The organism is Marinobacter salinisoli (assembly GCF_017301335.1).
GTDB classification, from domain to species: Bacteria; Pseudomonadota; Gammaproteobacteria; order Pseudomonadales; family Oleiphilaceae; genus Marinobacter; species Marinobacter salinisoli.
The window spans coordinates 1,088,395-1,110,040 of record NZ_CP071247.1 but is presented as its reverse complement, the minus strand read 5'-3'; the positions used below and the strand labels follow the sequence as shown (position 1 = coordinate 1,110,040).

The following is a 21,646-nucleotide window of genomic DNA, read 5'->3' as shown; positions in this document are numbered from 1 at the left end:
CACACTTCGTCCATACTTGTGGTTAGATTACGCCCGATAATCAGCGCCTGCTCAGGAGTACCGAATGACCTATTGCGTAGCGATGCGGCTGGACGAAGGACTGGTGTTTGCCTCCGACACCCGTACCAATGCCGGCTTTGATCACATTGCCACCTTTCGCAAGATGCACCTGTTCGAGAAGCTGGGCGAGCGGTCACTGGTGTTGCTGTCGGCCGGCAATCTGGCCACCAGCCAGAGCGTGGTAAAACTGCTGGAGCGCCGGGCGGGAACCAACGAGCCCAATATTCTCAATGCCGAATCCATGTTCGAAGCGGCGGAACTGGTGGGCCAGACCATGCGCGAGGTCATCCAGCGGGACAACCCCGATGGCAAGATCAGCCATGTCGATTTCAGCTGCTCGCTGGTCCTGGGCGGCCAGATTCAGGGCGATGGCCACCGGCTGTTCAACATCTACCCGGAAGGCAACTTCATCGAGGCCACCGAAGAAACACCCTACTTCCAGATTGGCGAATCCAAGTACGGAAAACCCATTCTGGATCGGGTCGTCACCTACGACACTCCGCTGGACAGAGCGTATCAGAGTGCGCTGATCTCCTTTGACTCCACCATGAAGAGCAACCTGTCGGTCGGCATGCCGCTGGACATCGCCATTTTCCGCAAAGGCACACTGCAGCCCAGCCTGATGCACCGGGTAGAGGAAAACTGCGAGTACTTCCGGACGCTCCGTCAGCAGTGGCACCAGGGCATTCAGGATCTGTTCACCGGCCTGACGCCACCGCCGATGGCGCTATAGGCGCCGGATAATAACGGGCTCACTCAACCGTGACGGTGATCTGCTCTGAGCAACGGTTCCGTGACGGAGCGCGGGTCAGTCATGGGCGATCGGTTGATCGGTAAACAGGTAGTCTTTCAGTTCCTTGTCAAAATCCGGATCTTGCCGCCGAATCCATTCAAGCACCATCGCGGCATGCTCCTTTTCTTCATCCCGATTGTGCGCAAGAATCGCCTTTAACTCGGCGTTTTTGCAGGCGTCCACGCGTTGGTTGTACCAATCCACTGCTTCCAGCTCTTCCATGAGCGAGGTGATCGCTCTGTGCATATCTCTTGTCTGGTCTGAGAGTTCAGAGATGGGCTCGTGATAACCTTCGTTAGACATGGCCGTTCCTCGTGTAAGTTGGCAGAAGCGAATCGGAATCGCCCACCCGGCCGCGGTGGTCGAGCAGTGCGGCACGGGTTAAGCGGCAACTTACAGTCTAGACCCAAGATAAGAGTTGGCGGGAACGCCGCCAACCGGCGACGTTCGCTCAGCGGCTTAGTCGCCGTAGATATCGAAGTTGAAGTAGCGCGAGGCGATTTCGTCGTAGGTACCGTTGGCGCGGATCTCTGCGATCGCGGCATTCAGCTTTTGCGCCAGCTCTTCATCCCGCGGGCGCAGTGCCAGCGCGGTTCCTTCCCCCACATGCTCTTTATCGGTCACTGGCTCGCCGACGAACTCGTAGCCTTCACCGTGCTCGGTGTTCAGGAAGCTCAGCATGATCTGATCGGAGTTGGCAAAGACCAGGTCCAGGCGGCCATTGGCCAGCTCGTTATAGACTTCTTCCTGGCCCGGATAGCGAACCACATCGACCACATCGCCGAACTGATCGGTGACATAGCGGTCGTGAATCGTGCCCATCTGCACGCCCACACGCAGCCCCTCCAGGCCCTCTTCGGAGATATCAAAGGAGCGGGACGCCAGGCCGGCAAACTGTGCCGGTGTCTTGTAGTAACGGTCGGTGAACAGCACGCGCTTTTTGCGATCTTCGGTGATCCGCATGGACGCCATGATGACATCGATTTTCCGGGACAACAGGCTCGGAATCAGCCCGTCCCATGAAATGGTTTCCCACTCGCAATCCAGCTGCGCCTCTTTGCACAAGGCATCGGCAATTTCGATGTCGAAGCCCGTGGGGTTTTGCTCTTTGTCTTTGTAGTTGAACGGTGGATAGGTGAAATCTGATCCCAGCCGGATGGTATCGGCCGCCGACACGGAAGCGGTCATGGACGCGACAAGGCCCAGTGCTACTGCAATCTTCTTCATTGGAACTCTCTCGTTTGTTTTTTATTAAGAACAGAAAGGATTTCTGCCATGCTTTGCTGCGAACCCATGGTGATGCGAACGCATTGATCTAACACTGCCTCGTGGCTCTGATCCCGGGCCACGATTCCGTTCTGCACCAGTTGCTCAAACGCGTTGACCCCATCCTTGAATCTGACCAGCACAAAGTTCGTGTCGCTGGGGAATATTCGCTCAACAACCGGTAATTTTTCCAATTCGCTGCAGAACCAGGCCTTCAACTGTTTCTGGTCCGCAACGCTGTCGCGCACCATCTGGATGCTGTTGGCACTCAGAGCTTTCAGTGCGATGTCGGAGGTGGGGTCAGGCATCGGATACGGGGCGATCAGCTTACGCAGGCAATCGATGGCCTCAACCTGCCCCAGCACAAAACCGCAGCGAATGGCCGCCAGTCCAAACGCCTTGGACAGGGTGCGTATCACCATCAGATGATCAAACTCATCGAGCAGTGCAACCACCGACGGCTGATCACTGAACTCAATGTACGCCTCATCCACCACCACGACATGAGTCCGCCGGGTTTGCTCAAGCACCCGTCGGATCGAGGCCAGTTCTATGGCATTACCCGTGGGGTTGTTGGGGGCACAGAGAAAGATGACCTTGGTGTTATCGAGTTCTGCATCGATGCCTTGCAGGTCGAGCTGGAACTCGGCTGTCAGAGGCACCCGGCGCACGCCGACATTCGCCGCTGTGGCACAAATCTCATACATGCCGTAGGTGGGCGGACACACCAGAATGGCGTCCGAACCAGGGCCGCAAAAGGTTCGGACGATCAGATCAATACCTTCATCGGCACCTCGCACCGCCAGGCAATCGGCCTGCGAGTCGCAATAACGCAAATAGGCATCGGCAACCTGTTGCGGCTTGAAATCGGGGTATCGGTTGTACGGTTCCGTGCTGCCTTCAAAGGCAATGGTGTGCTCAAGCTCATTCGCATTTAGATACAGGTGGCCCTGTATTCCAATGCGCCGGGCAGATTGATAAGGCGTAAGTTTTTTAATGGCATCCGGCAACAGATTATCAACAACAACACTCATAGTGCGCGCCCTGAACCCTTTCTTTTGTATTGATTATCAGGGTCAATATAGAGCGGCGCACGTTGCTTCGAAATCGAAAAATTGTCATAGTCGCCATGAGCTTTCCTCATGCCTGAATCTATGAAACATATTCCCTCGACCAAGGCCTTGCAGGCGTTTATCACCACCGCCCGCAGCCTGAACATCACCCAGGCGGCCCGTAGCCTGAACCTCACCCAGGGCGCGATCAGCCGGCAGATCGCCAGCCTGGAAGCGGACCTTGGCATCACCCTGTTTCAACGCAAAGCACGGGGCCTGAGCATGACCCCGGAAGCAAAACTGTTGCTGCCCGATGTCATGCAGGCGATGGACATCCTGCATACCGCGATTGATCGCATTACCGCCAACCAGAACAGCATCCGTCTGAAAGCCCCGAGCTGCATCACCTACTGGCTGATGCCAACGCTGCAGGATTTTCAACGGGAGCACCCGGAGTTCGACGTTGAACTGACGTCCACCACCAAACACGACGTTGACTTTGCCATCGAACCTTTTGACGTCGCGATTTGTTACGGCAACGAATCCCTCGGTGAGGACGGCAGCTATCAATGGCTGTTTGACGAAGTCCTGACCCCGATGTGCACCGCAGATCTTGCAGCCACGCTGGATATGGAACGGCCGGCGGAAAGCCTGAGCCAGCATGTTCTGCTGCACGCCAATGCGGAACAAAGCGACTGGCAATGCTGGCAGAGCAGTCTGGGCCTCCCGCCGTTGCGCGCCGACCGGAACCAGATTTTCGCCACGCTGGACATGGCGACGAATGCCGCTTTGCGCGGCTATGGCATCGTGATTGGCGACGTTAATCTGGCCAGACACGAGCTGGACACCGATCGCCTGGTGGCGCCGTTCGGGCATCAGGTCAAAAGTGGCAAGGCGTATTTCCTGAAACGCCCCAGCAGCCACCCATCTCAGGGGGTTGAGACACTGTCCGCGTTTCTGGCGTCACCGCCCGAGCGGTAATCGGCGCCAACCTCAGCGCCCGGACTCGCCCTGGTAGCCGGTCAGCTCCATGTAGCCAACCCCCGAATGGCTACCCTGGACCCGCACCGGGCTCTCCCAGTAGGGAAACTGGCCGTCATTCCGGTAATCTCCGGGCAGGGCCTGAACGGACAGATCCAGGTCCCGGGCCGGCACCTGCAATCGCCAGCGGGTCGGATGACCGTTACGAAACCGCTCGGGGCTCAGTATCAGGTCATCGGGCGCCAGGGCTACCGGATCCCCGCCGGCCGGCAACCAGGTTCCGGATCGGAACCCACCCGCTTCCTCGCGCAACTGGAAGGCCATCAGTTTGTCGCCGGAATCCAGATGCAGGGCGAACCAGTCCCAGCCCTGCTGGCCCGTTTTCAGCAACTGACTGCTCCACTCCCGGTCAAACCAGCCTTTGCCGCTGACGGTCAGGGTCTGTCCGCCAGCGGTGATCTGCCCCTCGATGCGAATATCCACCAGACTGAAATACATCGATCCCTCGCCGCTGGCAGATTTGGCGCTGAAACCATGGTCGCCGTGCGCGATCGGCTCGCCGCTGATAAACAGGGTCAGGTCATAACCCCAGCCCGGTGCTGCAACGCTCAAGTGCCATTGGCCCGGCGCTTTCTGGGTCAGCTGCCAGTCATCCAGCCAGACGCTGAGCGGATCCGGCATTGCTCCCGCATGCCCGACATCGGCACGCGCCAGTTTCTCTGCAAAGTAGTGCTGGCCATCGACGCTGACCGCGGCATGGGCCATCCAGGCCGCGGTCAGCGCCCAGCTGGAGGGGTCCGGGGGCGACGCTTCGGGCGCGCGCGGCCTGATGGCCTGGCGGAACTGGGTCCACTGCAAGCCAACGGGGTTGCCGTCCGGCGTTTGCAGATTGGCGGTCAGGTACCACCATTCAATCCGGTGCTGCGGATGGGGTCCGAAGTCTTCGGGGAACACCAGCTCATCGCCGGCAGCCGGCTGCAGGTAATCACCGGTTGCGCCATCAGCGGCCAGGCCGGCAAAGCCCTGGTCGCCCGGTTCCTCGGAACAGCCGGCCAGCAGCAGGGACAGCAACAAAGCCACAACTCGCCTCATCGCTCTGCTCCCGACAGATCACTGGCTGACGCCGGCCGGGGTTGAATCCGGCGCAATTGCCAGCGCATCAACCCGGCGATGCTCAGGCCGATCAGCAGGCTCAACACACCCAGTTCCAGCCAGAACCCGGGATACACGGCCATGGGCAGGGACCAGCCAAAGGCCACGGGATTGATCCGGTCAACCAAGACCCAGGTCAGCCAGATACCCAGCGGCAGCGCCAGCAACGCCACCCCCAGGGTCAGGCTCACGGACAGCCGGACCAGGCCCAGCATCACCTCGGACTGGCGCAGGCCCCACACCTTGAGCAGCTGGTAGTACCAGGCCCGGGTCGAGAAGAACACCCAGCCCATGATCAGCAGGGCCGCCGCTGCCAGCAGCAGAGTCACCATGGTCAGCAGGCGGGTTAGCAGAAAGGTCTGGTCAAACACCTCGTGGGCCAGGGATTTAATGCGGCCGTTGTCCCGGATGGTGACGTCCTCGACGTGCCAGAGCTCGCTCAGACCCCGTTTCAGCTCGGCAAGTTTGGTCACACCGGTGCTGACCGACAGGCTCTGGAATGCCGGCTGGAACGTCTCTGGCAGACGATCGATCGTCAGCAGTACTTCGCCCGCCGGCCGACCGTAATCGGCGTAGATGGCCAGCACCGGAAACGCCACGGCATCGCCACCCAGCGACAGTACCAGTGGGTCGCCAATCGCCAGCGCCTCACGCACCGCCAGCTGCTCGTTGATCATCACCCCGTCACCACGCGCCAGTGCCGACCAGGGGCGCTCATCCTGAGCCAGGAACTGCCATGGCGCCAGCAAATCACTGACCGGCCCGACCACCAGCACATCCACGCTACGGCGTGCGCCCTCTTCCGGCAGCACCCGTTCGGCACGCCCCCGGAGCACCCGGTGCCAGGAACCTGGCTCAACCAGATCCGGCCGTTGCTCTAGCCAGCTGGCAGCCTGCTCGGCACTGGCGCGCTCCGGCACCTCGACGTAGTAGTCGGCCGCCAGACGCTGGGCCAGCCAGGCGTCGAAGGTGGTTTCGAACACCGTCACCAGCGCCTGCACCGCCAGCACCAGCGCCAGGGCGAACTGCAAGGCGACCAGAGGGAACGCCAGCCGCCGGGCGAGCACATCGAGCTCCGCATAGTGCCAGCGACCCAGCGGCGTTGTTGCGGAACGGGCCCGCCAGCAAGCGGCGCCGGCCAGCGCCCGGGGCGCCAGAATCCCGGTCGCCACAAACACCAGGCCAACGGCCGTAAAGACCAGCGCCAGCGAGTCCGCCGCCCACACCAACACCAGACCAGTCACCAGTAACAGTCCGGCGACCGGCACCATCCGTTGTTTCAGGCGATCGGACAGGACCGCCGTTCGGGGACCGACCCAATCCAGCAGACAGACCGCCAGCACCACCGCCGTCATCACCGCAACCGCACCCAGCCCGTGGCCTTGCTGCCCGGCGTACACCGGGACATCAAACAGGGCATCCAGGGCCTGACCAAACCCGTCGGCCAGTGCGCCGGCCAGCAGGCGGCCCAGAAACACCCCGGGCACCACACACAGCAATGCCAGCAAAAGGGTTTCGATGAACACACCGAGTCGGATGGCGCGGTCCGGCACACCGTAGCGGTGCAGCAGAAGGAAGCCGGCGCGGCGCTGGGCCATGCCAAGCTGATGGACGCTGCGCAGCAACAGGGCCGTGATCAGCAGCACCAGCACCGCCAGGGCATCGAGGTTGAGCAGAAAGCTGTCACCGAGCTCGCCGGTCTCTGGCCCGGTCGAAAAGCCGGCCAGACGATAGCCGCCGGGCAGATCGGCCGGGGTCACCGATGCCGCCGCGATCAACAGCAACCGAGACCGGGTCGCGGGATCACCTCGGGACAAGGTGACCGCCTCGCCGATGTCCATAAAGGGCTTACCATCCAGCGCACGGCCTTGCAGGCTGCCGGGCACCGCGGCATCGGCAAAGCAGGCAGCCGACAAGGGGTCCACGCCCACAACCCGCCCGCTAGCGCCAGCAACGTCCACCTCCAGCCAGGGCATGACGCACAGGCCTTCCCGGCGCAGCGTCACGAAATCGGCCACGGCCAGGGCTTGTCCGTCGCTGCGCAGCACCTGGAAGCGGTCTTCCAGCGCCTGCTCGCTCTGCCCCATGCTGGCCCGGGCCTGGGCGGTCAACTGGCTGACCGCGCTCCACAGCATGGCGGCGACCAGAACCATGAGCACCAGTGCCAGCAGCTGAAATGGGTGACGCCGATAGTGGAGAATCTGGGCCAGAAAGGGTGTCATGGCAGTCAGGCGAGAGCCAGGTGAGCCAAATCCAGTCGCTGGTCACAGCGAGCGGCCAACTCCGAATCGTGGGTGGCCAGCACCAGGGCACAGCCGGTTTCTTTCTGCCGCTGAAACAGCTGGTCGGAGACCTCGTCGGCGGTCTGCCGGTCCAGACTGCCGGTGGGCTCATCGGCCAGTATCACACTGGGAGTCATGGCAAACACCATGGCCAGGGCGGCGCGCTGGCGTTGGCCGCCGGACACCTGATCCGGATAGCGGTCTCCGAGCCCCTCAAGGCCCAGATGCTCCAGCCAGCGGCCGCAGTCGGCTTGCGATCGCCTGGCCAGGCTGGCCCGCAGGCGGACATTATCGAGCAGGGTGAGCGCGGGCATCAGATTGGCTTCCTGAAACACCACGCCCAGGGACTGACGGCGCAGCGCCGCCCACCGGCGCGCCTGCTGTTGCGGGGCAATCGCCGCGCTGACCACAGGTTCGCCAGCCAGCCAGATCGCCCCCGTATCCGGGCGTTCGAGGCCACAAAGCAGATTCAGCAGCGTGCTTTTTCCGGAACCGGAACGCCCCAGTAAAGCCAGCGACGTCCCGGCCGGCACGGACACATCGACGCCCGACAGCACCGGCACCGGCTGGCCGGCACTGACGAAGCGTTTACTCAGGCCACGGGCCTGGAGAGCATCCTCCGGCATGGTTGCATCCTTCTAGTCCTCGGCCCCCAGCGGTCTGGCTGTGGTGCCTCGTCGGTCGGCCCACCACTGCCTTGCCTGCTCAAGCAGGGACAGCAGGGCCGGTATGACCAGCAAAACCAGCAGGGTGGACAACCCGAGCCCGAAGGCAATGGAGGTCGCCATGGGGATCAGGAACTGCGCCTGCAGCGAGGTCTCAAACAACAGGGGCAACAGGCCGCCAATGGTGGTCAGCGAGGTCAGCAGCACCGCCCGAACCCGCTGCACGGCGGCCTCGTTCAGCGCCTCCTGGATGCCCAGCCCTTTCTGCCGTTGCTGGTTGTAGAAAGCTACGAGGATAATCGCGTTATTGACCACAATGCCGGACAGGCCGAACAAGCCGAACAGCGACAGGATGGTCAGCTGCAGGCCCATCAGCCAGTGGCCGAGCAAGGCGCCCACGAGGGCGAAGGGAATGATGGCCATTACGATCAGCGGCAGGCTCCAGGAGGCAAACACCCAGGCCAGCACCACATACATCAGGCCGAGGCCGATCATCAGCCCGGTCTTCATGTCGCTCAGGGTCTCGCGTTGGTCGGCCGCCCGGCCCTCGAAGCTGTAGCGGACGTTATACCGGCTGGCAATGTCCGGCAGTGTCTTGGCCTGCAGGCTTTCCAGGATCTGGTCGGTGGTGCTGACCCGGGTATTCAGGCCGGAGGTCACCTCAATGGCCAGTTTGCCGTCGGCGTGCCGCAGGGCCTGGAAGCCCTGGCGGTGATCCAGATTCATTACCTGGCTCAGCGGCACAAAGCGCCCGTCCGACACCCGCACCACCATACGGGACAGGGTCGACAACCGTTCCCGCTGGGACTGAGGCAGCTGGACCCGCACTTCCACTTCATCCCGCCCGTCCTGATAGATCTGCGCAACCCGGCCATCGAACGCGGCCCGTAACTGCCGGCCCAGATCGGCGGTAGTCAGGCCCAGGGCTTCGCCGTAGGCGCTCACCTGGTAAATCAGCTGCTCGCGGCCCCAGGGCATGTCGTCATCGACATCGAGCACACCCGGCAAGGTGGTCAGGGCCTGCGACAGTTCGTCCGCGGCGGCTTTCAGGGTTTCCGCGTCGTTACCGATCAGGCGCACATTCACGTCCCGCCCGGGCGGCCCGGCCTGGCGTTCGGAAATGCTCAGGTTTTCCAGGCCGGCAGGCAGCGTCAGCCGACGGCGCCATTCAGTAATGAATTCGGGGTTACGCACCGAGCGCCGATCCGAGGGCACCAGTTCCAGCATCATGGCGCCCAGTTCTTCGCCGTTGCGGGACCGCCCTTCGGCTCCCAGGGTGGCGCCGCGCGTGGTGATGGCGTGAAGAATCAGGTCACCCCCCAGCGCTGACTCGGTTTCATTCAGGGTGCGGCGCATTTCTTCCAGGAAGCGGTTTACCGTTCGCTCGTCCGTGCCGGAGACAAAACTGACGTTGGCATAGAGCACGGACGGTTCGGGCGTCGGAAAGAAGTTGAAGCCCAACCGTCCGCCCGCCAGCAGGCCGACGGTCAGGATCGCCAGCGCCATGGCCGCAGCCAGGGTGACGCCACGATGCTCAAGACTGGATCGGGAAATCCTGCGGAAGGTGCCCTCGCGAAACTGGTCAAACCGCTTTTCGAAGCCTTTGCGTAACCGCGCCACCGGATGGGGTGCTTTGGGCGCGACCGGATCACCGGAAGCCGACGCCGGTTTGTCCCGCTTGACGAAGGCATGGCGAAGGTGGGCCGGCAGCACGATGAAACATTCCAGCAGGGACGCCACCAGCACGCAGATCATGACGGTGGGAATATCCTTCAGGATGTTGCCGATAATCCCGCCAATCACCAGCAACGGCATGAAGGCCGCCACGGTGGTCAGGGACGAGGCCAGTACCGGCCAGACCATGCGTTTGGCGGCGCCCTCGGAGGCGTAGATGGATTCCTCGCCCATTCGGGCGTGGGCGTCAGCGTCTTCGCCCACCACGATGGCATCATCCACGATGACCCCCAGCGCCATGATCAGGGCGAACAGGGAGATCATGTTGATCGAGCCGCCAATCCCCCAGAGTACCGCCATGGCGGCCAGGAAGGCGGTGGGTATACCGATGGCAACCCACAGCGCCACGCGCCCCGGCAGGAACAGGTAGAGCAGGCAAATCACCAGCACCAGCCCGCCCAGGCCGTTGGTCACCAGCAGGGAAATGCGGTCGTTGAGTAGCTGCCAGGTCTGGTCGTACACCTCCAGCTCTATCGTGGGCGCCAGGATCGGACGGGTATCCCGGAGCCAGTCTTCAAGCGCCTGCGCGGCGTCCAGGGAGTTGCCGTTTTCCGCCCGCCGTAGCTGCAACTCCACCGCCGGATGACCATCCCGGCTCAGGGTAATCTGATCGTCCCGGGCTTCCTGCCGGATTAGGGCGATATCGCCCAGGCGCAACTGGATGCGTTCGCCGCTCAGCACCGGGATATTTTCAAACGCCTGGGCATTACGGCGCTGCTCCACCGCCCGCAGTTCGCGCGTGGCATCCTGCTGCGCCATCAGGCCGGCAGGCAGGTCGCGTGAGATGGCCGCGACACGGTCGGCGATCTGCTCCAGCGACAGGCCCAAACCTTCCAGGCGCTCCACCGGCACATCGATGCTGACCTGCTGCTCGGGTAACCCCACGATTTCGATCCGGTCGATACCCCGTTCCAGCAGTTCGTCTTCGAACCGGTACGCCAGATCCCGCAATTCCCGGCGATCCACATCGCCATGCAGCAGCAAGCGGGCAACCGGCTCGTAACGCTGCACCCGCACCACTTCCGGTTCCTCGGCATCCGCCGGCAGGTTGGTGAATTCATCCACCTGCTGGCTGACGTCGTCCAGCGCCGTGATGGGGTCGGTGTCTTCGTAGAACTCCAGAGTGATCGAGGAGATCCCCTGGGCCGAGGTGGAGGTCATTTTCTTCAGGCCGTCCACGCTGCGCAGTCGCTGCTCCAGCGGCTCGGTGATGCCCTGTTCGACGTCTTCCGCGGAAGCGCCGCTCCACACCACCCGCACCGTGACCACATCCAGCGCGAAGGTGGGGAAGAACTGGATGTTCATCCGGCTCAGCGCCAGGAATCCGCCCAGCAGCATCATCAGCATCACCAGGTTCGCGGCCACCCGGTGGTGAACGAAAAAACCGATGACTCCCTTCTTTCGCCTCACTGCTCGGCTCCTTCAGCGGCATCCACGGGCTCAACCTTGAGGCCGGTAATCGCATTCGGCAGGTGGGTGGTGACCAGGCGGGCACCGGGCTTGAGGCCTTCCCCGGCCACCAGCAACCAGCGGTCGCCGTTCGAACTCAGGGCTTCGCCGATGCGCTCCACAGTGATCCGGCGCATACGATCCTCATCATTCACCAGATAGACCGAATCGGCACCGTACAGGGCGGCAAAGGGAATGGTCACCGACGCATCCCGCGCCGGGCGCTGCAGGTTCACCGGCAGCAATTCGCCCGGCCGGAGCCCCCGAGGCTCACCATCGAGGGTCAGAATAGCCTCCGTGCCCGCCGGGTCAGCGATGCCGGAAAAACGAGCCAGATCAAAGCGGTGGCCGGAATCACTGGACGCGGTCAGGGGCACCCCCTCTCCCAGCGCACGCTGCAGTTCGGGCAGGTAGCGGGCAGGCACCCGGGCCCGCAGCTCCAGGCCATCGAGCGGGTACAGGGACAACAACACCTGATTGCGCGACACCTGATCACCGGGCGCGACCTGAACGTCGGTAACAACGCCATCGAACGGAGCGGTCATGCGTGCCCGCTCGGCATCCCGGCGGGTCGTAGCCAGGTTCGCTTCGGCCTGCGCAAGGCGGGCTTCCAGGCTGAGCACCCGGGCTGGGTGATCGGCAATGTTCTGTTCCCGGGCACTGACCGTCAGCTCGGCGCGAGCCAGGGCATCGTTGGCGGTGTCCAGGTTTTCCTGCGACGCCAGGTTTCGCTTCAACAGTGACTGGGTCCGCTCGAACTGACGCCGGGCGTTGTCGCGGATGGCGCGCTCGCTCTTTACCGCTTTCAGATCGGTCTGATAGCGAACTTCCTCCGATTTCAGCTGCGCCTGCAGATCGGCCACCTGGGCTTCGGCCTGGGCCACCTTGGGCTGGATGTCCGCATCCGCAAGGGCAATCAACAGCTCACCGGCCTGCACGCGCTGCCCATCGACCACCGGCCGGGCCTCGATCCGACCTTCCAGCGCCGCGGTCACGGTGATGCTTTCCGGCGCTACCACCTCGCCGTACAGGGGCAATACCGGTGTGTGCGTCGCCGGCTCAACGGCCTGCACGGTCACCCGCCAGCTCCGTTCCGTCGCGGCGACTTCCGCAGGTTCCGGTCGGGTCATTCGCAGCAGCACGTACCCGGCAATACCGATGGCTAAAATGATCAGTGGAAGGAATCGTTTGGACATTACTCTGCAGCCGGTTAGGGTTATTGGAATCGGCCCGGCTAAGGGCAAAAATCTACTATACAATCAAGGCACAGGATCGGATTAGTGTCTGTGGCCAGGGGCCTGAACTGTCCCGATCAGGACGTCGTTCGTCATATTGGAGTAAACCACATTTGAGTGTGCAAGAGCATGTCAGCCTACTCAATATCACCCTAATTAACTCATTGATGGTGATGTTGGTGGTATTGATTCACCACGAATCTCTTATCCAGCTGACCGGACTGTTGGCGCGTATTCGCCTCAATCACCGGTTCCGCCTGATGATCGCGGTGTTCGGCGTGCTGATGGCACACACCGTCCAGGTCTGGGTATTTGCCCTGGGTTATTACTTCATGCACCACACGGACGGCTGGGGCGAGATGATCGGCAACTTCGACGGCACCCTGCTCGATTGCGTGTATTTCTCGTTCACCACCTTCACGACCCTGGGCTACGGCGACATCGAGGTGCTTGGTCACCTGCGTTTCCTGACCGGCATTGAGGCCCTCACCGGGCTGGTCCTGATTACCTGGAGCGCCTCGTTCCTGTTCGTGGAAATGCAGCGCTACTGGCCCAACCGCTGACCGCACTAACGATAACGGCGCTGGTCCAGGGTGCTCAGGCGGTCCGGATGAAACACCATCAGGGCCGTCACCAGGGTGCCGTTAACAAAACCCTCGGGGAACATCATCAGCGGCAGATACTGGAAGTATTCGTGCATCAGGACATCCAGCGAGTAAGTCCCGCTGCTCCAGAGCAGCAGGCACATCACCGTGCCCGCCGAGGCCACCGCGATCCCGGCCCCGAAAAAACCACAAAAGAAGATGTAGGCAAAGAAGTTGCGGAAATTACGCCGACGCTCCCACAGCATGATCCGATAACTCACCAGCGCCGGAATCATCACCGTGACCAGGCCATTGACCGCAAACATCAGGATCGGCTCACGCCCGGTGATCACCGTCATCAGTAACGCCAGCAAGCCACACACAATCGCCAGTGCCCAACCGAGCATCAGCGTGACCACCGTGATTCCGAACACGTGAATCGCCAGCCCGGGTGACAGCCCCGCCCGCAGGTGCCAGAGGAAGCCGAGCGCCACTGCGGCCCCGAAAAACGTGTGCTGAAGGGTGTTGTCCCGCCGGAACGCCTGCCAGTCGACAGAACGCACCGCCCGCAGCAGAATCAGCGCAAACAGGGCGAAGGACAACACCCACTGACTGCTGGAAAGCAGGTTTTCCGTTAACCCCATATCACTCACCGCCTTTGCCGAACCCTTGCAACCCGCCGGCTGGGGGGGCGCTTGGCACCCTCGGGCCGGTATTAACTGATCATACGTTGAGGAGTCCGATCACCGATTAACCCCTGCCACGCATCGAACGTACTGAGAAACACCCGGCCGGACAGGTCGTTCAGCAGGTCCGAGTGTTTCAGGCGATCCATCACCGGCCCCTTCACCTCCGACAGATGCAACGCCACACCGGCTTCCCCGAGCCGTTCGTTGATGGCTTCCAGACTCTCCAGTGCCGACGCGTCCACATGGTTCACCCCGGGACACACCAGCACCAGATCGGTCATCTCCCGCGCGCCGGCAAGCAGCTCGATAACGCGCTCCTCCAGAAAACGGGCATTAGCGAAATACAGGCTCTCGTCCACCCGCAGAAAGGTCACCTTCGGACACAACTCCACATCGTAACGCTGCACGTTGCGGAAGTGTTCGGTGCCTGGCACCCGGCCAACCACCGCACTGTGCGGCCGGCTGGTGCGGTACAGAAGCATGCCCACCGACAACAGCACGCCGGCAATAATGCCCAGCTCCACGCTGTGGGCCAGCGTCAGGACGAAGGTCACCAGCATGGCGCCGGAATCGCTCCGGGAATAGCGCCAGGTGCTCACCATGGCTGGAAAGTCCACCAGCTGAACCACCGCCACAATAATGGTAGCCGCCAGCGTGGCCTTTGGCAGGTAGGCAATCATGGGGGTCAGGAACAGCGTCGCCAGGGCAATGCCGATGGCGGCGTAGGCACCCGCCGCCGGGGTTTCCGCCCCGGAATCGAAGTTGACGACGGAGCGGGAGAAGCCGCCCGTCACCGGCATACCGCCAGACAATCCTGCGCTCAGATTGGCGGTACCCAGGCCAATCAGCTCCTGGTCCGGGTCGATCCGCTGGCGACGGCGGGCCGCCAGGGTCTGGCCCACCGATATCGATTCGACAAAGCCCACCACACTGATCAGCAGGGCGCTGACCATCACCGATTGCCAGAGTTCCGGATCAAAGCTGGGCAGGCCCAGAGCCGGCAGGCCCGCTGGCACAAACCCCACCAGGCTGATGCCACGGTCACCCAGGTCCATCTGCCAGGCCAGCAGGGTGGTTATCACCACCGCAAAAATCGGCGCGATGCGGGTAACGATACCCGCCGTGCCCGCCGGCACCCCAAACCTGGTCAACAGGGCCGCCAGTCCGTTGCGGGCAAACAGCAAAAACAGCAGCACCCCGACACCCACCGCCAGAGTGGGCCCGTGCACATCACCCAGGCCGGAAAACAGGGCAGCGAGCAGTTCTACCAGATTGTGACCGGAGGCCTGAACGCCGAGCACGTGCTTGAGCTGGCTGGCGACGATCAGAATGGCCGAGGCCGACATGAACCCGGAGATCACCGGGTGACTCAGGAAGTTAGCCAGAAAACCGAATCGGAACAGGCCCATCAGCACCAGCATTGCACCGGATATCAGGGCTAGCAGAACCGCCGCGGCGATGTATTGCTCGGTGCCCGCCTCGGCCAGCGGTGCCAGAGCGGCGGCCGTCATCAGCGAGATCACCGCCACCGGGCCCACAGACAGGGTGCGACTGGTGCCGAACACCGCGTAAAACGCCAGCGGCAGGATGCTGGCGTACAGCCCCACCTGGGCCGGAAGCCCAGCCAGCAATGCATAGGCCAGCGATTGCGGAATCAGCAACACGGTGACCATCAGCGCCGCCAGCAGATCGCTGCTGGCCTGGCGGCGATCGTACTCCGGCAGCCATTGCAGGATGGGCAGGTACCGTTTCAGGTTCATCCCGGATCAGAACCGGTTGATCGGTACTTTCAGGTAAATCTGCCCGTTACCCTCGGCCGGCGGCATATGCCCGGCGCGCATGTTGACCTGCACCGACGGCAGAATCAGCCGTGGCATGTCCAGGGTGGCGTCCCTTTCGGTCCGCATGGTCACGAACGCATCTTCGGTTATGCCCTCGTGGACATGAATATTGGCCTTGATCTGCTCGGCAACCGTGGTCTCTGGCACGAATTCATCGCGATCGGGGCCCTTGTAGTCATGACACAGGAACAACCGGGTCTGTGGAGGCAGTGCCAGCACCTTCTGAATCGAGCGGTACAGGGTTCGCGCATCGCCACCGGGAAAGTCGCAGCGGGCAGTGCCGTAGTCCGGCATGAACAGGGTATCGCCGACAAACGCCGCGTCCCCGATGACGTAGGTCAGGCAAGCCGGCGTATGGCCGGGGGTATGCAGCACCCGGCCTCTGAGGCTGCCAATACTGAAGGTGTCGCCATCCTCGAACAGTCGGTCGAACTGGCTGCCGTCCCGGGCGAAGTCGGTGCCGGCATTGAACGCCTTGCCGAAAATTTCCTGCACATCGCGGATGTGGACCCCGATGGCGGTCTTTCCGCCGAGGTTTTCGTGCAAATAGGGCGCGGCGGACAGATGATCGGCGTGCACGTGGGTTTCCAGAATCCACTGCACCGTCAGTTCATGCTCGCGGACATAGGCAATGATCTGGTCGGCCGAATCGAACGCCGTGCGCCCGGAGGCGTAATCAAAATCCAGCACCGAATCGATGATGGCGCAGGCGTTGCTGTCCGGGTCGCGGACCACATAACTGAACGTATTGGTGGGCTCGTCAAAAAAGGGCTGAACGACGGGATTGATCATCGCCGTCACCTCCTGCTCAATAATAAATTTGAGCATAAAGATATTCCATTAGGATATAACACGGCAAATACCGTTTTCTTATATCTGCAGCTCTCCTGATGCAGCCACCGCACAATCACGCCCGGCCTGCTTGGCCAGGTAAAGCCGTTTATCCGCCAGCGCCACCACCGAATCCACGGTGGCTTTCTGATCATCCGTTTCCAGCGCCGAGGCAATGCCCGCGCTGATGGTGACAGGAATTTCCCGACCCTCGAACACAAATTCAGTATTGCGGACGTTCCTGAGAATCCGGCTCACCATCTGGTGCACCACTTCCACGCCGGTGTCCGGAAACACCAGCATGAATTCCTCACCACCGAACCGGGCCACCACATCCGACGCCCGGGTCAGTTTCAACAGAATGTCCGCGAACCGGCGCAGGGTGTAATCGCCACCGAGATGACCGACCGAATCATTGATCTGTTTGAAGTGATCAATATCCAGCATGGCCAGGGTAAAGTCTTCACCGTAGCGCTCTGCCCGCTCGACCAGCTCCTGGATACGGGGCATCAGATAACGGCGGTTCAACAGCCCTGTCATGGGGTCGCGGATCGACTGATTGAACAGGGTTTCTTCCAGCAGGTGCCGCTCCAGCGCGACGGACAACAAGCTGGTGACAATGAACAGCAGATGATCGAGGTCGTCCCGCTGAGGCTTCGAATTCAGGGTCTCAAAACCCACAAAACCCACCACATCCCCCCGTACCCGGACCGGAACACAGAACACAGAGGTGACTCCCTGCACCGGCTCCGAATCGGACAAGACGTCGGCCGGTCGATCGGGCATGGATTCAATCACTTCAACCTGGTTATGCTCAATCAGGTCCATCAGCGGCCGACGCAATTCTTCGTAGGCATCCAGGCACACCGTCTCGTCCACCTCGACCATTGCAGGCACCCCTGTCCGGCACCACTGATGGGTTTTGGTCATGGATGTATGCTCTTCACTGAAGGCGTACAGGTACACCCTGTCCATGGAGAAGAACTCGCCTGCCCGTTCCAGCAGGTCATCGACACATTCGTCGATGGAATCGAACCCCAGATTGATGAACTCCGCCGAAAGGTCCGCCACCAGTTTCTGGAACCCGGCCTGAAACGACGATTCGGCCTCCCGACCCATCAGTTCCTGCTGCAAGTCCATGTAATTCTGGATATTGAAGAACTGGCCATACCAGATAGTACTGCCGTCAGGCTGACGCTCCGGCCGGGCATGGGTTTCGAACCACTCGAAACCGTTATCGCGCAGTTTCAGGCGCGCCCGCCACTGCCAGGGCTTGAGGGTGCGGGCAGACTCCAGAACCGCCAACCGGGAACCTTCAATGTCGTCCGGATGGATGTAGGGCAGTATCGAGATGGCGTCCCGGACCAGTGCGTCCGGATCAATGTCCAGAAGATCCCGGACCTGGTCACTGACATAGGGATAGGAGTGCATCTGGGTGTCCGCACTAAGCCAGTATACAAACAGGATGTCGGGAATGCCCGAAGCCAGTTTGCGAAAGAAGTCAGACGACGGTTCTGCCGCCGGCCGTTGGTGACTGGTCGCCATGGATAGCCCTGTGTCCTGTATGAGGTGTCCTGTCCTCGTTATCAGAGTGTAGTTCAGGGCGGTGGACTCGGCGACTGGCCACGCTGTTGGCTCCCAAGCGCCCGGGACGTCTCAGCCTCACCCCACACTCATCGCCAGAATCCGCGACAGGTGACTGTAGGGCAGACCGGTCTGCTGATGCCACTCATTGAACGCCGCCTGTGCCTGTTGCAGGGCTTTCTGGCTGGTGGGCGAGGCATCCAGCCGTTCCTCGCGGCGCAGAGCAGTGACGACATCCGATGACAGGATATAGCCATCCCAGCCGACCTGGCGCAGGAAATACTGGGCGCTGGCGCCACCGAGCCTCGCCCCGTGTTTTTTGAACCAGAGCATGAGCCCGGCCTGATCGTCGGCCGGCCAGTTGGCGAGGAAGGCACCGAAACTGCCATGCTCCCGGGCGGCATCGACAATCATCCGGGCGTTTTCCGGCACGGTCTTGATCTTCTGCATGTTGCGCACGATCCGCTCATCCCGCGCCAGTTCTTCCAGCACTTCCGGCGGCACCTGCTGCCAGTACAGCGGCACGAAGCCCTTGAAGGCTTCCTCAAACCCCGGCCATTTGTTGTCGATCACTCGCCAGACAAACCCTGCCTTGAAGATGCAGCGGGTGATTTGTGACAGGTAACGGTCATCCCCCAGCGCTTGCAGCTCGTGCACTGTGGCCACCCGGGGTAGCCGGGCCCTGACCTCGTCCTCGCCGCCTTTGTGGTGTACGGCCCATTCGTAGATGTGTCGGAACGACATGATTGCTCTGGTCCTCTTGCGTGGGTTGCCCGGGTTATCGGGCCGGGACAAACACCGGTGCGCCGTCGGCCTCGACCGTCACCAGGCGGTGGCCATACAGCCGTTCCAGCACGGCCACGTCCAGCATGGTGTCCGCCGGGCCCCAGCAGGCTTCACCGCCGGGGTACAGCAGCAGAAGCTGGTCGCACCAGCGGGCCGCCAGGTTCAGGTCGTGCAGGCACATAAGAATAGCCTTGCCGTCGGCAGCCTGACGCTTCAGCAGTTGCATGACCGCCACCTGGTGATGCAGGTCCAGGTGGTTGCTCGGTTCGTCCAGCAGCCAGATGGCCGGATTCTGGGTCATCAGCGTGGCGATCGCCACCCGCTGACGCTCACCGCCGGACAGGGTCGCCACGGGCCGGTCCCGCAGATGCTGCACGTCAAGCGCGTCCAGCGCCTGTTCAGCCAGGGCAAGATCCTCGGCCCGCTCCATTTGCCAGGGCGAAAGCCACGGATGCCGGCCAACCAGCGCGGTTTCCAGCACGGTGGCGGGAAAACCATCGTGGTGTTCCTGAAACACCAGGCCCAGATGACGGGCGACGTTCCGGCGTTTCATGGTCGTCAGCGCGGTGCCATCAACCCTCAGCTGGCCGGCGCGCGGGGGCCGCAAACCGGCCAGGGTATGAATCAGGGTGGATTTGCCGGCGCCGTTGGGGCCAAGCACCCCCCAGACCTCACCGGACCGGATGTCCAGGTTCAGGGGCGAGCCCGCCTCGCGGCCGGGCACATCAATGATCAGATGGTCGGTGGTCAGAACGCTCATCATCGGCTCCGGTAGAGCAGGTACAGGAACGTGGGCACACCCAGCAGGGCGGTAATCACGCCCACCGGCAGCTGCTCCGGCGCAATGATCACCCGCGCCAGCGTATCCGCCAGCACCAACAAGGCGCCACCGGCCAGTGCACAGGCGGGCAGGATCAGGCGCTGGTCATTGCCCAGCACCAATCTGAGCATGTGCGGCACCACCAGGCCGACAAAACCGATGCTGCCCGCCTGCGTCACGGCGGTGGCGGTCAGCAGGCTGGCCAGCAGGTAAATCAACCATTCCAGCGGACGCACCGACACGCCGAGGGCTGCCGCCTGCAATGGGCCACGGGCGAGCACATTCAGGGTACGCCCCAGCGGCACCACCAACAGGCTGGCCAGCAACAGAATAACCAGTGCCGGCCAGGGGTTGCCGGCATGGGACAGATCGCCCATCAGCCAGTACAGCATCCCGGGCAACTGCCGCGCCGGCGCCATGGCAAGCATCAGGGTAATCAGGGCGCCCCAGCCGGCGGCCACCACAACACCGGTCAGCAGTAATCGGGACGACGTCCAGCTTCCGCGTCCGTGGGCCAGGCCGAAGACCAGCAGGGTTGCGAACATCGCCCCGGCAAACGCCGACCCGGACACCAGCCAACCCGCCAGCCCGGACAGCATCGCCACCAGCGCCCCGACTGCCGCACCGCCGGACAAGCCCAGCACATACGGATCGGCCAGAGGGTTACGCAGCAAAATCTGCATCAGTGCTCCCGCCACGGCAAGCAAGCCACCGACGGCGAACGCACTGAGCGTCCGCGGCAGACGCAGATCCAGAATCAGGGTTTGCTGCAGTTCGCTGCCCCCGCCCAGCAATACCGCCAGTGCCTCCGCCAAGCCCATGGAACTGCTGCCGATGCTGACGGAGGCGATCACCGCAAGGATTCCGGCCAGGCCCAGCAACAGCAGCGGGCGCATACGCTCAGAGCCGGCCACGGGCGCGCTCCAGGGTCTGGCACAGATGGCGGGTGCCGGCCAGCAGACGCAGGGTCGGGCGGGCCAGCAGGTCGGGCGGTTCCAGAAACAGATTGTCGGTTGCGACCGCCGTCAGCTCGGGAAACTGGCGCCAATACTCAAGCCAGGCGGTATTCTGCCCGGCGGCACCGGAGGTGATGATGGTGTCGGGGTTGGCCGCCAACACCGATTCGGTGCTGATCCGGGGCACCAGTCGGGGTAAATCCCCAAACACATTCACGCCGCCGCACAGGGCAATGGCTTTGCTGATCAGTTCTTCGTTGTTCACCGTCATCAGCGGTTCATGCCAGACCTGGTAAAACACCCGTACCGGGCGGGCCTCGGCGTACTTAGCCTGCAGACCGGCCAGCTCGGATCGAAAGGCCGCGGCCCGGGCTTTCCCCTGCGCCTGGTGGCCCGTCAGCGTCGACAGCCGTTCGATGGTGCGGGCGATATCGTCAAAGTCCCTCGGTGCCAGCCAGAATACCGGGATGCCGACAGCCGCAAGCCGGTCGAGCTGATCGCGGGAGTTACCATCCACCCAGGCCACCACCAGATCGGGCTTCAGCGACACAATCGCTTCCAGATCGAGCCGATTGGCATCACCGACCCGGGGCAGGTCCGCGGCGGGCGCCGGGTAATCGCTCCAGGCGCTGACCGCCACCACCTGGTCGCCGGCACCGGCCGAGAATAACCACTCAGTGGCGCCGGGCGACAGGGAGACCACCCGTTGCGCCGGGCGTTCCAGGCACAGGTGTGTGCCCAGGTCATCGCGGGCGCAGGGTTCGGCGCCAGCCGCCGTACCGGTGCTCAGCAAGATCAGCATCAGCAGGGCCTGAACGCGGCCGCCGCCCATTCCGAACTGTCGGTGCTGGTGTTTAGCCACGCTGGCTCCCGCTGATGGTCTGGT

19 protein-coding genes are annotated in these 21,646 nt (G+C 62.4%); 3 read left to right on the top strand and 16 right to left on the bottom strand.

From position 1 onward, the window contains the following. Positions 1 to 64: 64 nt before the first annotated feature. The gene (locus tag LPB19_RS04965; RefSeq protein WP_206645001.1) at positions 65 to 793 is read left to right on the top strand and encodes a proteasome-type protease; all 729 of its coding nucleotides are present in this window, start codon (positions 65 to 67) and stop codon (positions 791 to 793) included. 75 nt (positions 794 to 868) lie between these two features. Here LPB19_RS04965 and LPB19_RS04960 read toward each other — a convergent pair whose 3' ends face one another. The 3 genes from LPB19_RS04960 to hisC form a co-directional block, all read right to left on the bottom strand. Beyond that, positions 869 to 1,156, bottom strand: coding sequence for an encapsulin-associated ferritin-like protein (locus tag LPB19_RS04960; protein WP_206645000.1), 288 nt, complete (start codon positions 1,154 to 1,156; stop codon positions 869 to 871). A gap of 156 nt (positions 1,157 to 1,312) precedes the next feature. Further along, positions 1,313 to 2,080 (bottom strand): transporter substrate-binding domain-containing protein, encoded by a 768-nt coding sequence (locus LPB19_RS04955; protein ID WP_206644999.1) that lies wholly within the window; start codon positions 2,078 to 2,080, stop codon positions 1,313 to 1,315. Further along, a complete protein-coding gene (gene hisC, locus LPB19_RS04950) occupies positions 2,077 to 3,153 on the bottom strand; it encodes a histidinol-phosphate transaminase (RefSeq protein WP_206644998.1) in 1,077 nt (358 codons plus the stop codon). Before hisC ends, LPB19_RS04955 begins: the two co-directional genes overlap by 4 nt. A gap of 108 nt (positions 3,154 to 3,261) precedes the next feature. Between hisC and LPB19_RS04945 the strand changes: the two genes are divergently transcribed. Continuing rightward, a complete protein-coding gene (locus tag LPB19_RS04945; protein ID WP_206644997.1) occupies positions 3,262 to 4,152 on the top strand; it encodes a LysR substrate-binding domain-containing protein in 891 nt (296 codons plus the stop codon). A gap of 12 nt (positions 4,153 to 4,164) precedes the next feature. Here LPB19_RS04945 and LPB19_RS04940 read toward each other — a convergent pair whose 3' ends face one another. The 5 genes from LPB19_RS04940 to LPB19_RS04920 are packed head-to-tail and all read right to left on the bottom strand — an operon-like array spanning position 4,165 to position 12,630. After that, on the bottom strand, positions 4,165 to 5,244 hold the full coding sequence (locus LPB19_RS04940) for a lipocalin-like domain-containing protein (RefSeq protein WP_206644996.1): 1,080 nt from the start codon (positions 5,242 to 5,244) through the stop codon (positions 4,165 to 4,167). Next, entirely contained in the window at positions 5,241 to 7,526 is a 2,286-nt protein-coding gene (locus LPB19_RS04935; protein WP_206644995.1) for an ABC transporter permease, read from the bottom strand. The genes LPB19_RS04940 and LPB19_RS04935 overlap by 4 nt, the downstream gene beginning before the upstream one ends. 5 nt (positions 7,527 to 7,531) lie before the next feature. Further along, entirely contained in the window at positions 7,532 to 8,212 is a 681-nt protein-coding gene (locus LPB19_RS04930; protein WP_206644994.1) for an ABC transporter ATP-binding protein, read from the bottom strand. A gap of 12 nt (positions 8,213 to 8,224) precedes the next feature. Then, positions 8,225 to 11,395, bottom strand: a complete 3,171-nt coding sequence (locus LPB19_RS04925) for an efflux RND transporter permease subunit (protein WP_206644993.1) — start codon at positions 11,393 to 11,395, stop codon at positions 8,225 to 8,227. Then, complete coding sequence (locus LPB19_RS04920; protein WP_206644992.1) at positions 11,392 to 12,630, bottom strand: efflux RND transporter periplasmic adaptor subunit; 1,239 nt, start codon at positions 12,628 to 12,630, stop codon at positions 11,392 to 11,394. The genes LPB19_RS04925 and LPB19_RS04920 overlap by 4 nt, the downstream gene beginning before the upstream one ends. Positions 12,631 to 12,836: 206 nt before the next feature. Between LPB19_RS04920 and LPB19_RS04915 the strand changes: the two genes are divergently transcribed. Then, positions 12,837 to 13,232: a potassium channel family protein gene (locus tag LPB19_RS04915; RefSeq protein ID WP_206645693.1), complete on the top strand. Its 396-nt coding sequence runs from the start codon at positions 12,837 to 12,839 to the stop codon at positions 13,230 to 13,232. A 5-nt stretch (positions 13,233 to 13,237) separates the two neighbouring features. Here the strand turns inward: LPB19_RS04915 and LPB19_RS04910 are convergent, their stop codons facing one another. The 8 genes from LPB19_RS04910 to LPB19_RS04875 form a co-directional block, all read right to left on the bottom strand. Beyond that, positions 13,238 to 13,897: an energy-coupling factor ABC transporter permease gene (locus LPB19_RS04910; protein WP_206644991.1), complete on the bottom strand. Its 660-nt coding sequence runs from the start codon at positions 13,895 to 13,897 to the stop codon at positions 13,238 to 13,240. A 71-nt stretch (positions 13,898 to 13,968) separates the two neighbouring features. Next, on the bottom strand, positions 13,969 to 15,702 hold the full coding sequence (locus LPB19_RS04905) for a SulP family inorganic anion transporter (protein WP_206644990.1): 1,734 nt from the start codon (positions 15,700 to 15,702) through the stop codon (positions 13,969 to 13,971). 6 nt (positions 15,703 to 15,708) lie between these two features. Further along, the gene (locus LPB19_RS04900; RefSeq protein ID WP_206645692.1) at positions 15,709 to 16,575 is read right to left on the bottom strand and encodes an MBL fold metallo-hydrolase; all 867 of its coding nucleotides are present in this window, start codon (positions 16,573 to 16,575) and stop codon (positions 15,709 to 15,711) included. Positions 16,576 to 16,653: 78 nt separating this feature from the next. Continuing rightward, positions 16,654 to 18,159 (bottom strand): sensor domain-containing diguanylate cyclase, encoded by a 1,506-nt coding sequence (locus LPB19_RS04895; protein WP_206644989.1) that lies wholly within the window; start codon positions 18,157 to 18,159, stop codon positions 16,654 to 16,656. Between the two features lie 117 nt (positions 18,160 to 18,276). After that, positions 18,277 to 18,942: a DNA-3-methyladenine glycosylase I gene (locus LPB19_RS04890; RefSeq protein WP_206644988.1), complete on the bottom strand. Its 666-nt coding sequence runs from the start codon at positions 18,940 to 18,942 to the stop codon at positions 18,277 to 18,279. A gap of 34 nt (positions 18,943 to 18,976) precedes the next feature. Beyond that, positions 18,977 to 19,744 carry an ABC transporter ATP-binding protein gene (locus LPB19_RS04885; RefSeq protein WP_206644987.1) on the bottom strand — a complete coding sequence of 256 codons (768 nt, stop codon included), beginning with the start codon at positions 19,742 to 19,744 and terminating at the stop codon, positions 18,977 to 18,979. Further along, on the bottom strand, positions 19,744 to 20,700 hold the full coding sequence (locus LPB19_RS04880) for a FecCD family ABC transporter permease (RefSeq protein ID WP_206645690.1): 957 nt from the start codon (positions 20,698 to 20,700) through the stop codon (positions 19,744 to 19,746). Before LPB19_RS04880 ends, LPB19_RS04885 begins: the two co-directional genes overlap by 1 nt. A 4-nt stretch (positions 20,701 to 20,704) precedes the next feature. Further along, entirely contained in the window at positions 20,705 to 21,622 is a 918-nt protein-coding gene (locus LPB19_RS04875) for a cobalamin-binding protein (protein WP_228289214.1), read from the bottom strand. Positions 21,623 to 21,646 lie beyond the last annotated feature (24 nt).

What these genes read in the sequence shown, in the direction of transcription:
- LPB19_RS04900 (WP_206645692.1), bottom strand. Translation starts at nt 16,575, where the DNA reads ATGATCAATCCCGTCGTTCAGCCCTTTTTTGACGAGCCCACCAATACG.
- LPB19_RS04910 (WP_206644991.1), bottom strand. Translation starts at nt 13,897, where the DNA reads ATGGGGTTAACGGAAAACCTGCTTTCCAGCAGTCAGTGGGTGTTGTCC.
- LPB19_RS04940 (WP_206644996.1), bottom strand. Translation starts at nt 5,244, where the DNA reads ATGAGGCGAGTTGTGGCTTTGTTGCTGTCCCTGCTGCTGGCCGGCTGT.
- LPB19_RS04920 (WP_206644992.1), bottom strand. Translation starts at nt 12,630, where the DNA reads ATGTCCAAACGATTCCTTCCACTGATCATTTTAGCCATCGGTATTGCC.
- LPB19_RS04905 (WP_206644990.1), bottom strand. Translation starts at nt 15,702, where the DNA reads ATGAACCTGAAACGGTACCTGCCCATCCTGCAATGGCTGCCGGAGTAC.
- LPB19_RS04895 (WP_206644989.1), bottom strand. Translation starts at nt 18,159, where the DNA reads ATGGCGACCAGTCACCAACGGCCGGCGGCAGAACCGTCGTCTGACTTC.
- LPB19_RS04890 (WP_206644988.1), bottom strand. Translation starts at nt 18,942, where the DNA reads ATGTCGTTCCGACACATCTACGAATGGGCCGTACACCACAAAGGCGGC.
- LPB19_RS04965 (WP_206645001.1), top strand. Translation starts at nt 65, where the DNA reads ATGACCTATTGCGTAGCGATGCGGCTGGACGAAGGACTGGTGTTTGCC.
- LPB19_RS04955 (WP_206644999.1), bottom strand. Translation starts at nt 2,080, where the DNA reads ATGAAGAAGATTGCAGTAGCACTGGGCCTTGTCGCGTCCATGACCGCT.
- hisC (WP_206644998.1), bottom strand. Translation starts at nt 3,153, where the DNA reads ATGAGTGTTGTTGTTGATAATCTGTTGCCGGATGCCATTAAAAAACTT.
- LPB19_RS04885 (WP_206644987.1), bottom strand. Translation starts at nt 19,744, where the DNA reads ATGAGCGTTCTGACCACCGACCATCTGATCATTGATGTGCCCGGCCGC.
- LPB19_RS04880 (WP_206645690.1), bottom strand. Translation starts at nt 20,700, where the DNA reads ATGCGCCCGCTGCTGTTGCTGGGCCTGGCCGGAATCCTTGCGGTGATC.
- LPB19_RS04935 (WP_206644995.1), bottom strand. Translation starts at nt 7,526, where the DNA reads ATGACACCCTTTCTGGCCCAGATTCTCCACTATCGGCGTCACCCATTT.
- LPB19_RS04945 (WP_206644997.1), top strand. Translation starts at nt 3,262, where the DNA reads ATGCCTGAATCTATGAAACATATTCCCTCGACCAAGGCCTTGCAGGCG.
- LPB19_RS04930 (WP_206644994.1), bottom strand. Translation starts at nt 8,212, where the DNA reads ATGCCGGAGGATGCTCTCCAGGCCCGTGGCCTGAGTAAACGCTTCGTC.
- LPB19_RS04960 (WP_206645000.1), bottom strand. Translation starts at nt 1,156, where the DNA reads ATGTCTAACGAAGGTTATCACGAGCCCATCTCTGAACTCTCAGACCAG.
- LPB19_RS04915 (WP_206645693.1), top strand. Translation starts at nt 12,837, where the DNA reads ATGGTGATGTTGGTGGTATTGATTCACCACGAATCTCTTATCCAGCTG.